Source organism: Roseiarcus sp., assembly GCF_052145395.1.
Classification (GTDB): Bacteria; Pseudomonadota; Alphaproteobacteria; order Rhizobiales; family Beijerinckiaceae; genus Roseiarcus.
The window spans coordinates 1-10084 of record NZ_JBKQOT010000117.1 but is presented as its reverse complement, the minus strand read 5'-3'; the positions used below and the strand labels follow the sequence as shown (position 1 = coordinate 10084).

Here is a 10084-nt window from a genome sequence, read left to right as displayed (position 1 = left end):
ATCGCCATGCAGGTGTGCTCGGCCTCGAGCATCACCGCGACGCCGCGCGTCTCGAGCGTCTTCTCGATCGCCTCGATGATCTGGGCGGACAGCGCTTCCTGCGTCTGGAGGCGCCGGGCGAAAGTGTCGACGATGCGCGCGAGCTTCGACAGGCCCACGACGCCGCGGCGCGGGTAATAGCCGATGTGGGCTTTCCCGAAGAACGGCGCGATGTGGTGCTCGCAATGCGAGACGAAGGAGATATCGCGCACCAGGACGAGGTCCTTGTAGCCGGAAACCTCATGGAAAACGCGCTTCAGCGGCCTGACCGCGTCCTCCCGGTAGCCTGAGAACAGCTCCTCGTACGCCTTCGCCACCCGGCGCGGCGTGTCCACGAGTCCTTCGCGGTCGGGGTCGTCGCCGGCCCAGGCGATCAGGGTGCGCACAGCGGCCTCGGCCTCATCGCGGGTCGGCCGGCGTGCGGGTTGCGCCGGAACGGCCGCCATGGCCGGCTTCAGCTTCACCACCTCGTCCATCCAAAGTCCCTCGTCGGCGCGGACGACCCCGCGCCCTGCTTCCAGGCTCGATTTCGATTGCCAGCGCCCCTATATAGGGCCGGAACGGACCCGCGCCACCCTGTCCACTTCCTCGATGATCCCATGCTAGACGACATCTACAATCGGCGCGTGCTGGAGTTGGCCGCGGACATTCCCCGGCTCGGCCGCCTCGCAAGCCCCGACGCGACCGCCAAGGCGCACTCGCGCCTGTGCGGGTCGACGGTCGTCGTCGACCTCGTGGTCAAGGACGGCCGCGTCGTCGACTTCGCGCACGACGTCAAGGCCTGCGCTCTCGGGCAAGCGTCCTCCTCGCTGATGGCGCGTCATGTCATCGGCGCGACTGCGGACGAACTCCTCGCGCTGCGCGAGACGATGACCCGGATGCTCAAGCAGAACGGGCCTCCTCCGGACGGCGAGTGGGCGGATTTCGCCGTGCTCGAGCCGGTGCGGACCTATCGGGCGCGCCACGCCTCCACCCTGCTCACGTTCGACGCGGTCGCGGACGCCCTCGGCCAGATCGCGCGGAAAAGCGCGGAGACCGCCGAGGCGTCATGACCGCGTTCGCGCTCGCGCCGCGCCGGGCGGCGCATGCGCTGATTCGGTTCTACCAACTCACGCTGTCGGGCCTGATCGGCCGGCAGTGCCGCTACCTGCCGAGTTGCTCGGCCTATACCGACGAGGCGATCGCCCGTCACGGCGCTTGGGCCGGGGCGTGGATGGGCGCTGCGCGCATCTGTCGCTGCCATCCCTGGGGCGGCTCGGGATTCGATCCGCCGCCTCAGGCGATTCCTGCCGGCGCGTCCTGGACGCAGCCGTGGCGCTACGGTCGCTGGCGCTTCCGCTGCGACTGACCGCCTTGCCTCCGGCGCCCCCGGCCTATATGGACGGCCGGCATTCCGAGAGCCTGAGAGACCATTCAGCATGGCTGAACCGAGCCGCGCGGCGACCGCATCCGCGCCCCGCATCGAAGGAGGGCGATTCCTCATTGTCGAAGCGCGGTTTTACGACGCGGTCAGCGCCTACCTGCTTGAGGGCGCAATCCGCGCCCTCGAAGCGGCGGGGGCGACGCATGATCTCGTCGGCGTCGCCGGCGCGCTCGAAATTCCGGCGGGCCTGGCGATCGCCCTCGACGCGGCGGAGGCGGCCGGACGGCCTTACGATGGCGCGGTGGCGCTCGGCTGCGTGGTGCGCGGCGAAACCTATCATTTCGAAATCGTCGCCGGCGAATCCGCCCGGGCGCTGATGGACATGTCGGTGCATCGGAAGCTGGCGCTCGGAAATGGCATCCTGACCACCGAGACAGTCGCCCAGGCCGAGGAGCGCGCCGATCCTCAGCGCGGCGACAAGGGCGGCGACGCCGCTCGGGCGGCGATCGGGCTCGCTCTCCTCAAACGCCGGGCTGGCGATCGATGAAAATAAAGAAGTCCGACCTGCGCTCCGCTGCGCGCCTCGCCGCCTCCCAGGCGCTCTATCAGATGGAGGTGGCCGACAAGGGGCTGAACGACATCCTGGCTGAATTCGAGACGCACTGGATCGGACAGGAGATCGAGGGCGACGCCTACAATCCGGCGGAGGTCGAGTTCTTCCGCGACGTCGTATCGGGCGTGCTGCGCGAGCAGACGCCGATCGACCGCGGCCTGGACGCCACGCTGACGGAAGGCTGGCCTCTCCGCCGGGTCGAGGCCCTGATGCGGGCGATCCTGCGCGCCGCTTATTACGAGCTGCGCAGTCGTCCGGATGTGCCGGCGCGCGTTGTCGTGACGGAATATGTCGACGTCGCCGCGGCGTTCTTCGGCCCGGACGAATGCGGCATGACCAATGCGGTGCTCGACGCGCTTGCGCGCCAGACGCGCCCGGCCGAGTTCGCGGCGAACCGATAATCGTTCCGGGCGCCCGCACAACGCAAAACTTCCGCAGCGTCAAGTCCAGACAGTATTTTCATGCGCATTCGCCAAGGGAACCCCGCCATTCGAGTTTGCAATCTGCTAACTATAGGGAATCAGAGTGGCGTCCGATTCGTGTTTCGAAATCAGCCTCATACGACTCGTATGACGGCCGCGCCGGGATCGTCGTCATGCCGTTGACAGACTCGTCCGAGGGGTTCTCGGGACTGCAGCAATGGTCGGAGCCGCTCATTTTCGACCGGCTGTTTGCAGCCTATTGCAGACTCCTGCAGGACGAGGCCCGCGCCCGCGGCATGTCACGCCTGCACGCCCGCGTATGGCGCGCGCTCATCGCCGGCGACATGCCGGGGTTCGAAGCCTTGCGCGAAGCGCTCATTTTGGCGCTCGATCACGCGGACCTCACGCTGAATCACCTCGCCGAGGTGGACGCCGAGATCATGCTCGAACTCCTCGAAGTCGTCGTGTCGCGTTACAACCGTTCGCAGCGCACGGCGATGGCTTACCACCTCGCGCTGATGGAGCTCGCCGGACGCCTGCGGCCGCCAGCGCGCGCGGCGGCGGCCTGACGGCTTACAGCTCCTCGCGGAGGCGCTTGCCGTGGAGCTCGCGGTAGAATGGCCGCGGGCGGCCGCGCTCGAGCCCTTTCTCCAACGCTTCCGTCAGGTCGTCGAGCGCGAGATGGGTAATGTTGGGCAAGTCCAGCTCGCGCGCCTTGGCGAGCGGCGTCCATACGAGTTCGACCAGTTCAGCCTCAGGGCGGACGACGCCCTCGATACATTTGGCCACAGCGCCCGCATCGACGACCAGGAAGCGCGCGTCGAAACGCCTCGGCCGGCCCGGCGGAGTGATCGCGCGCGCGAGAAAGTCGATCGCGTCGAGCGCCGGGTACACGCCGGCCGCCGCGAAACGAGCCCAGCCGCCGGGCGGCGGATCCTCGGGCGCGCCGTAGTCGCAGACGCCGATCGCGAGCCCTGTCTCCTCGAAGGTCTCGCGGATCGCGGCGAGCGCGATCGCGCGCGCAAACGACGGCGAGGGGCGCGGGACGCGCATGTTGAGCTTCTCCTCGACGAGCGGGTCGAGCGCGCCGGCGGCGGCCATCCGGCGATCCTCCGGCTCGACCCGGCCGCCGGGAAAGACGTATTTGCCGGGCATGAACTTGTGGCCTGCGTGCCGCTTGCCCATCAGCACCTTCGGCTCGGGTCCGGCGCGATCGACGATGATCAGCGTCGCCGCGTCCCGCGGACGCAGCGCCTTGGCCCTCTCCATTCCGGCGTTCACGTCTCGTCCCCCCCGAATCCATGCATGCACAACGCCCATTGCTGGCCGACCACCGCCCCCTTCATGCGCGGCAGCAGGATCAGGCTCACGACCACGGCGACCGTGAGCCATATCGCCACAGTCGCGGTCAGCGAAGCTCCCGGCCAAGCATCCTCGGACATCAGCACCCCGGCGCCGGCGATATGGCAGACGACGAGCATCGTCAGATAAGCCGGCGCATCGTCGGCGCGGGCGTGGCTCAGGTCCTCGCCGCACACCTTGCAGCTCGTATCCAGCTTGAGATAGGCGCAGAACAGGCGGCCGCGGCCGCAGGCCGGGCAGCGTCCGAGAAGACCGCGCTTGATCGCCTCGCCCAGCGGGCGTTTTCGCCGCGGCGTGCGCCAATCGCGGAAGCCGGACAGGTCGTTCATCGTCGCGCGCCCTTGCGGCCCGGCCGGCCCTCGCGCGGATCGCTACGGACGCGGCGCGCGCCCCGTCGCGGCGGCGGCTCGTCCGTTTCGCCCGCGACAATCTCAAAACGCAGCGCGCCGGCGAATGGCGCCGCCTCGACAAGGCGGGCGCGCACTGCGTCGCCGAGCCGGTAGGTGACGCCGCTCCGGGTTCCGACCAGCGCCCGGATTCCCTCCTCGAAACGGAAATATTCGTCGCCGAGCGTTGCGGCCGGCACGAAGCCGTCGGCCCCGGTCTCGGCGAGCTTGACGAACAGCCCGACCCTGGTCACGCCGGCGACGCGCGCGTCGAACACCGCGCCGACACGGTCGGCGAGATGCGCGGCGACGAGACGGTCGACCGTCTCGCGCTCGGCGGCCATGGCGCGGCGCTCGGCGGCGGAGATGTGCTCCGCGACCTGCGCCAGCTCCCCGCTGCGCATGTCCTGAAGGCCGCCGTCGCCAAGACCCAGTGCGCGGACCAGCGCCCTGTGGACGACGAGGTCGGCGTAGCGCCGGATCGGGGAGGTAAAGTGGGCGTAGCGTCTCAGGTTGAGGCCGAAATGGCCGTAATTCTCGTGGCTGTATTCCGCCTGGGCCTGGGCGCGCAACACGACTTCGTTGACCAGCGCCTCGACCCCCTGGCCGCGGACCCGGCTCAGGACCCCATTGAAATGGGACGGCCTGACGCGGTCGCCCTTCGCCAGCTTCACCCCAATCGTGCCGAGGAACTCGATCAGATCGTTGAGCTTCTCGACGCTTGGCGAATCGTGCGCGCGATAGAGGAGCGGCGAATGCTGCGCCTCCAGCGTCTCTGCGGCGGCCACGTTGGCGAGGATCATGAACTCCTCGATCAGGCGATGCGCTTCCAGCCGTTCCGGCCAGCGCACGCCGGCGAGGCGTCCCTCCGTGTCGAGGACGAGCTTGCGCTCGGGCAGGTCGAGATCCAGCGGATCGCGCCGATCACGCTCGATCTTGATCGCGGCGTGGGCGGCGTAGAGCGGCTTCAGCACGGTCTCGAGAAGGGGCGCCGTCGTATCATCTGGCCGCCCGTCGATCGCCGCCTGCGCCTGCTCGTAGGAAAGCCTGGCGGCCGAACGCATCATGACGCGATGAAAGCGGTGCGATCGCTTGCGCCCGTCCGCGCCCAGAATCATCCGCACCGCCAGCGCCGGCCGGTCTTCGGCGGGCTTGAGCGAGCAGAGATCGTTCGAGATGCGTTCGGGGAGCATCGGCACGACGCGGTCGGGGAAATAAACGGAGTTGCCGCGTTCGAGAGCGTCGCGGTCCAGCGCGGAGCCCGGCCGCACATAGGCGGCGACGTCGGCAATGGCGACGGTGACGACGAAGCCGCCCGGATTGGCCGGATCGGGATCGGGCGCGGCGTGGACCGCGTCGTCGTGGTCCTTGGCGTCCGGCGGATCGATGGTGACAAGCGGCAGCGACCGCCAGTCCTCGCGCGGGCTCTGAAGGCGGACCGGCCGCGCGGTTTCCGCCTCCTTCAGCGCGGCCGGGGAAAAAACGAACGGGATATGGTGCTGGGCGAGCGCGATCAGGCTCACCGCTTTTTCGGACTTGACCGAGCCGATCGACTCCACGACCCGCGCGCTCGGGACCCCAAGGCGGCTCGCGCGCAGCGGCTCGATCGCGACGAGGTCGCCGTCCTCCGCCTTCTCCGCGAACGCAGCCGGCACGAAGAATTCGCGCTGAGCCGACCGTTTCTCGACCGGCAGGGCGCGGCCCGAGCCGTCCTCCGCCTTGCGGAAGACGGCGAACATGCGCGCCTTGAGCTTCTCGAGGATCTTGACGACCCGCCCCAAATAGGCGGGCTCCGTGCCGGTCGCATCGGGGTTGAACTCGACCCGCATCAGGACGCGCGCGCCCAGGCCAGGGGCAGGGGCGTTGTCGCGCCTGACGCGCGAGCGGCGGATCAGAATACGCGGCGGCGGGCCGTCCTCGTCCCATTCGACGGGCTTGGCGACGAGCTCGCCGTCACGGTCGCGCTCGGCGACGTCCGCCACGACGATCGCCGGCAACCGGCCTTGGATCTGCAGCGCCTTGCGACCGCGCCCGATCGCGCCTTCGTTCTGCAAATCCTTGATGAGCAGCTTCAGTTCCGACTTCGCTTCGCCCTTGACGCCGAAGGCGCGTGCGATGTCGCGCTTCGTCACCCGCGCCGGCGGTTTTTCCCCGTTCGGCGCCGGCGCCCCGGCAATGAAAGCGATCAGCTCCTCGCGCGACGGCAACGCGTCGCGCGGCGCGGCCGGCGCCGCGGCGCGCCGGGAAGGGGACGATTTTGGCAAAGGATCAAGCTCGGTCAGTCCACACAAAGCTAGTGGTCCCCCGCCCCCGTTACAACCGAGGGGGCCGGACCGTCGGCGCTCGTTCCTCGCTGGAGGATGCCTCACGCAGGCGCCCGTTCGGCAGCGCTACGACAGACGGCGCGGGCCTGCCCGTCGGATCCAGGGCGTCGGTGTCACCGAGCCGGTTTCGCGAACGGATTGACGATCGTCAGGCCGGCGACGTCGCGGCCATGCTGCATGTCCTCGCTGTAGAGCGTGTCGCACTCGGCCTCCAGCGCGGCTGCGACAATGAGCGCATCGTAAAAGGCGAAACCGTGGTCACGGGCGAGCGCAACGGCGCCGGCATGCGTGGCGGACGTCAGGGGACGACGTCGCGAAACCACTTGTGGACGACGTCGATCGCCGCCTCGATCTCCGGCCAGGTTCGCGTTGAGCGCCTGCGCGCTGATGACGCCGCCCTGCGCCAAAACTTCGAGGGCCCGCTCCCGCTTCTCGACGTCCAGAAACGCATAGACGAGCACGTTGGTGTCGAAGAACAGGCTCAACGCTCGTTCGCCTCGTCACGGTCGAACTTGTAGTCTTCAGGGGCCGGCCAGCGGAATTGGTTCATCGCGTTCAGAAAATCGGCGCGTCGATCGCGCTTCTCGACGACGATCTCCGTCTTGCTGGCGGCGATCACGCTCAGTTCGTCTCCCGGAGCGAGATGAAGCTCGTCGACCAACGCCTTAGGCAGCCTCACGACAAGCCTTTGCCCCATTTGGAAACCTGCACGGCAGACTCCGGGATATCCTGGATCATTCGGATATCCTGCGGATGATATCATTTGTTGTTGGCGCCCGGTCAAGGCCTTGCCCGCGCCCTACCCGGGAAGCTGAGTCCCGCAGCCAGCCGCCGAACAGAGCCCCCCGCCCTCGTCAGACCGCCCAGTCGACCACCAGCAGCCCCGGCACGCGCTCGAACTCTGTGACATTGTGCGTGACGAGGGTCACGCCGCGACGCCGCGACTGCGCGGCGATGAGGATGCCGTAGGGGCCGATCTCCTGGCCGACGCGTCGCAGCAAGGCGCGAATCGCTCCCGCTTCCGCAGCGTCGTCCGAGTCGAACGGAACGATATCGATTCCGCCGGCGAGCAGGGCTTCGAGCGCGCGCGCATTCTCTTGCGGGCGCGCGCTGTTGGCCGCGCCGAACCGCAACTCGAACAGCGCGACGCTCGAAAGCAGGAGCCGGCGGCCGAGCGCTTGCGCCTCGGCAAAGCGCTCCCGCACCTTCGGGCGCTTCTGCCCAAGCAGGTCGACGACGACATTCGTGTCAAGGGATATCATCACGCCGGTCAATCGAACTCGACCGTGTCGTTGAGTTCGGGATGCAAGTCGTCGTCAGTCACTTCGGGGAACGGCTCGTCGCCGCGCAGCGCATCGATCTTCGCCCAGAACGCCTTGGCGTCGAACGGCTTTTCCGCTTCGATAGGCTCCAGCAGCACCGCGTTCCCGACGCGCGTGACTCTTGCTTCCTTGCCCGGCAAGCGGAATTCCTTGGGCAGCCGCACCGCCTGACTGCGGCCGTGCATGAAAATCTTCGCCGTGGCGGACATGGCCGCCTCCCATCTCGCAAGAAATAGCTATCACTGATAGATATCACGCTACGAGCGCATCGGTCAATTCTTCGAGGAGCTTCGGCCGCCGGCCGCCGAACAACACCCGAGCCCGGATAATGCCGCCTCGGGCCTCGAATTCCGGCGCCTCCGAAAGGTCATCGGTCGTCGCCTCGACGTTGATGGCGAGATGATCGCGGCCTTCGGCCTGCGCCCTTATGCTCCGCGCAGCCGGGCAACGAGGGCGCGGGCGCGGGGCAATTGGCCTTCATAGTAGGAGGCAAACGGGCCATGTCCCGCAGCTGCCATCGTGGCGTGGGCGGTCTCGATCTCAGCCAGCGCGGCCTCCGCGACGGCCAATTCGCCCGTCCCTTCGGCGGTCGTGACCATCGCGACGCCCATTCTCCCTGGCGTCATCGCCCAGTCGAGCGGCACGCGTTCGCGCGTCCTTTCCTCCAGCGCCGCGCGGCCGCGTCTGCGGCCTCATGAGGCGCGTCAGGGATCGTTACCGAATGGCCATGACGCTCTGCGGCATGGGGCGCTTGCGCCTAGAGCCCGGCCGCGTAAGCGGCGACGCCCAGCAGCTCGTCAAAACGGAATGTCGTCGTCCTTGTCGCCGGACGGCTCGATATCGCCTTGGAGTTCGGCCGCAAGCTCGTCGTCGAAAAGGAGGCTGGTGCCGATGCTGACCGCGTGCAACTCGTCGTCGTCAAGCCATGCTTCGATCCAGCGCATGACGATGCGGATCTCCGCCAGGTTGTCGGGGCTGCCCTCGGATTTGAGGATTCGGCGCATGATCGCTTCGCCGATCAGATAGCGGGCCTTTTCGCGCGATGAACGAAAGGCCGTCGTCTCGGGCCTGCTCGTGGCGAGCCGACAATAAACGCTGGTATCTTATCGACGTCTGGCGGCGCCGGGTCGACTACCCCGCGCTTAAGGCCGCCGTGGAGACCCTCGCAAAGCAGTGGGACGTAAGTCGTGTGCTCGTCGAAGACGCCGGCGCTGGGACCTCGCTCGTTCAGGAACTGCGAGGGAGAGTCTCAGGCATCATCGCCGTGAAGCCAACAGGGGATAAAGAAAGCCGGATGGCGGTCGCCTCGGCGAAGTTCGAGGCGGGGCAGGTCTTGTTGCCCGAACGGGCCGATTGGCTGCCAGACCTCCAAGCCGAACTCTTCGCGTTCCCTGGCAGTCGCCATGACGATCAGTGCGATTCGATCAGTCAAGCACTCAATAACACCAGGTTCCCGATGCAGATTTCGCGCGAAGCAGTCGCGATGATCGCAAGAGCAAGACTCTACTAAGGGCCCGTCAGACAATAGGCGAATCGGATTGGGCTGAAAGCGGGTGGCGGGATTCCCTTTGTTGGTCGCGCGTCGTAGCGTCGGCAATGATCGATGAAGATTCGCTTCGAAAGCTCGAAACGCGCAACGCGGCGATATTGCCTCGCTTGGATGAACGGCAACGACGGCTTTTCGCCGCGGCGGAGGCTCGCGCGGCAGGGCATGGCGGCATAGCCGCGGTCTCGCGCATGACCCACATCGCCGCGAGCACGATCGGACGGGGGCTGAAGGAGCTCGATTCGCCGCCTGTGTCGATGCCAGGTCGCGTGCGCCGGCCGGGTGGGGGACGCAAATCGCTGACCGAAACGAACCCCGGTCTGCTCGACGACTTGAACGCCTTGGTCGAGCCCGAGGCGCGCGGCGATCCGATGTCGCCCTTGCGCTGGACGTGCAAGAGCCTGCGCCGGCTCGCGGACGAACTGAGCAAGCTCGGGCACAAGGTCAGCCACACGGTCGTCGGCGAGTTGCTGAAGAAACAAAAGTTCAGCCTGCAGGCCAACAGCAAGACCCGAGAGGGCGCCGACAATCCCGACCGCGACGCGCAATTCCGCGTCATCAACGAGGCCGTCAAGACGGCCCTCGGCGAGAACCAGCCGGCTATTTCAGTCGATACGAAGAAGAAGGAACTGGTCGGCGATTTCAAGAACGCCGGCCGCGAATGGCGTCCGCAAGGCGATCCGGAAGAAGTGCGCGTGCACGACTTC

Annotated in this window: 17 protein-coding genes; 7 read left to right on the top strand and 10 right to left on the bottom strand. The window is 67.5% G+C overall.

The genetic code is table 11. The features are described 5' to 3' along the window. The coding region (folE, locus tag ACLP25_RS04290; RefSeq protein ID WP_442467990.1) for a GTP cyclohydrolase I at nt 1-515 on the bottom strand (515 nt) is incomplete at its 3' end. 123 nt (nt 516-638) lie between these two features. Between folE and ACLP25_RS04285 the strand changes: the two genes are divergently transcribed. From ACLP25_RS04285 to ACLP25_RS04265, 5 genes are all read left to right on the top strand, one after another. After that, nucleotides 639-1091: an iron-sulfur cluster assembly scaffold protein gene (locus ACLP25_RS04285; protein ID WP_442467989.1), complete on the top strand. Its 453-nt coding sequence runs from the start codon at nt 639-641 to the stop codon at nt 1089-1091. After that, nucleotides 1088-1387 carry a membrane protein insertion efficiency factor YidD gene (yidD, locus tag ACLP25_RS04280; protein WP_442467988.1) on the top strand — a complete coding sequence of 100 codons (300 nt, stop codon included), beginning with the start codon at nt 1088-1090 and terminating at the stop codon, nt 1385-1387. Before ACLP25_RS04285 ends, yidD begins: the two co-directional genes overlap by 4 nt. A 70-nt stretch (nt 1388-1457) precedes the next feature. Further along, nucleotides 1458-1949 (top strand): 6,7-dimethyl-8-ribityllumazine synthase, encoded by a 492-nt coding sequence (gene ribH, locus ACLP25_RS04275; protein ID WP_442467987.1) that lies wholly within the window; start codon nt 1458-1460, stop codon nt 1947-1949. Next, nucleotides 1946-2416 carry a transcription antitermination factor NusB gene (gene nusB / locus ACLP25_RS04270; RefSeq protein ID WP_442467986.1) on the top strand — a complete coding sequence of 157 codons (471 nt, stop codon included), beginning with the start codon at nt 1946-1948 and terminating at the stop codon, nt 2414-2416. Before ribH ends, nusB begins: the two co-directional genes overlap by 4 nt. A gap of 194 nt (nt 2417-2610) precedes the next feature. Continuing rightward, nucleotides 2611-3006, top strand: a complete 396-nt coding sequence (locus ACLP25_RS04265) for a hypothetical protein (RefSeq protein ID WP_442467985.1) — start codon at nt 2611-2613, stop codon at nt 3004-3006. A 4-nt stretch (nt 3007-3010) separates the two neighbouring features. Here the strand turns inward: ACLP25_RS04265 and ACLP25_RS04260 are convergent, their stop codons facing one another. The 9 genes from ACLP25_RS04260 to ACLP25_RS04220 all read right to left on the bottom strand — a co-directional run bounded on the left by ACLP25_RS04260 (nt 3011) and on the right by ACLP25_RS04220 (nt 8835). Continuing rightward, nucleotides 3011-3718 carry an NUDIX hydrolase gene (locus ACLP25_RS04260; protein ID WP_442467984.1) on the bottom strand — a complete coding sequence of 236 codons (708 nt, stop codon included), beginning with the start codon at nt 3716-3718 and terminating at the stop codon, nt 3011-3013. After that, the gene (locus tag ACLP25_RS04255) at nt 3715-4128 is read right to left on the bottom strand and encodes a DUF983 domain-containing protein (RefSeq protein ID WP_442467983.1); all 414 of its coding nucleotides are present in this window, start codon (nt 4126-4128) and stop codon (nt 3715-3717) included. The genes ACLP25_RS04260 and ACLP25_RS04255 overlap by 4 nt, the downstream gene beginning before the upstream one ends. Next, nucleotides 4125-6449 (bottom strand): ribonuclease R, encoded by a 2325-nt coding sequence (gene rnr, locus ACLP25_RS04250; RefSeq protein WP_442467982.1) that lies wholly within the window; start codon nt 6447-6449, stop codon nt 4125-4127. Before rnr ends, ACLP25_RS04255 begins: the two co-directional genes overlap by 4 nt. A gap of 173 nt (nt 6450-6622) precedes the next feature. After that, nucleotides 6623-6994: a PIN domain-containing protein gene (locus ACLP25_RS04245; RefSeq protein WP_442467981.1), complete on the bottom strand. Its 372-nt coding sequence runs from the start codon at nt 6992-6994 to the stop codon at nt 6623-6625. Beyond that, nucleotides 6991-7188: an AbrB/MazE/SpoVT family DNA-binding domain-containing protein gene (locus ACLP25_RS04240; protein WP_442467980.1), complete on the bottom strand. Its 198-nt coding sequence runs from the start codon at nt 7186-7188 to the stop codon at nt 6991-6993. Before ACLP25_RS04240 ends, ACLP25_RS04245 begins: the two co-directional genes overlap by 4 nt. A 175-nt stretch (nt 7189-7363) precedes the next feature. Then, complete coding sequence (locus tag ACLP25_RS04235) at nt 7364-7771, bottom strand: type II toxin-antitoxin system VapC family toxin (RefSeq protein WP_442467991.1); 408 nt, start codon at nt 7769-7771, stop codon at nt 7364-7366. A gap of 8 nt (nt 7772-7779) precedes the next feature. Next, nucleotides 7780-8040, bottom strand: a complete 261-nt coding sequence (locus tag ACLP25_RS04230; protein WP_442467979.1) for an antitoxin — start codon at nt 8038-8040, stop codon at nt 7780-7782. 216 nt (nt 8041-8256) lie between these two features. Continuing rightward, on the bottom strand, nt 8257-8475 hold the full coding sequence (locus ACLP25_RS04225) for a hypothetical protein (protein WP_442467978.1): 219 nt from the start codon (nt 8473-8475) through the stop codon (nt 8257-8259). A 153-nt stretch (nt 8476-8628) separates the two neighbouring features. After that, a complete protein-coding gene (locus tag ACLP25_RS04220) occupies nt 8629-8835 on the bottom strand; it encodes a hypothetical protein (protein ID WP_442467977.1) in 207 nt (68 codons plus the stop codon). 38 nt (nt 8836-8873) lie between these two features. On the opposite strand from ACLP25_RS04220, the gene terL reads away from it, so the two are divergent. Both terL and ACLP25_RS04210 read left to right on the top strand, forming a co-directional pair. Beyond that, complete coding sequence (gene terL, locus ACLP25_RS04215) at nt 8874-9341, top strand: phage terminase large subunit (protein ID WP_442467976.1); 468 nt, start codon at nt 8874-8876, stop codon at nt 9339-9341. 86 nt (nt 9342-9427) lie between these two features. Continuing rightward, nucleotides 9428-10084, top strand: a 657-nt coding sequence (locus ACLP25_RS04210; protein WP_442467975.1) for an ISAzo13 family transposase, incomplete at its 3' end; no start/stop codon positions are given.

Bases quoted from the DNA above. Each gene is read 5' to 3' on its own strand.
- ribH (WP_442467987.1), top strand. From the start codon at position 1,458: ATGGCTGAACCGAGCCGCGCGGCGACCGCATCCGCGCCCCGCATCGAA.
- ACLP25_RS04285 (WP_442467989.1), top strand. From the start codon at position 639: ATGCTAGACGACATCTACAATCGGCGCGTGCTGGAGTTGGCCGCGGAC.
- ACLP25_RS04265 (WP_442467985.1), top strand. From the start codon at position 2,611: ATGCCGTTGACAGACTCGTCCGAGGGGTTCTCGGGACTGCAGCAATGG.
- yidD (WP_442467988.1), top strand. From the start codon at position 1,088: ATGACCGCGTTCGCGCTCGCGCCGCGCCGGGCGGCGCATGCGCTGATT.
- ACLP25_RS04230 (WP_442467979.1), bottom strand. From the start codon at position 8,040: ATGTCCGCCACGGCGAAGATTTTCATGCACGGCCGCAGTCAGGCGGTG.
- terL (WP_442467976.1), top strand. From the start codon at position 8,874: ATGAACGAAAGGCCGTCGTCTCGGGCCTGCTCGTGGCGAGCCGACAAT.
- ACLP25_RS04255 (WP_442467983.1), bottom strand. From the start codon at position 4,128: ATGAACGACCTGTCCGGCTTCCGCGATTGGCGCACGCCGCGGCGAAAA.
- ACLP25_RS04220 (WP_442467977.1), bottom strand. From the start codon at position 8,835: ATGCGCCGAATCCTCAAATCCGAGGGCAGCCCCGACAACCTGGCGGAG.
- ACLP25_RS04235 (WP_442467991.1), bottom strand. From the start codon at position 7,771: ATGATATCCCTTGACACGAATGTCGTCGTCGACCTGCTTGGGCAGAAG.
- nusB (WP_442467986.1), top strand. From the start codon at position 1,946: ATGAAAATAAAGAAGTCCGACCTGCGCTCCGCTGCGCGCCTCGCCGCC.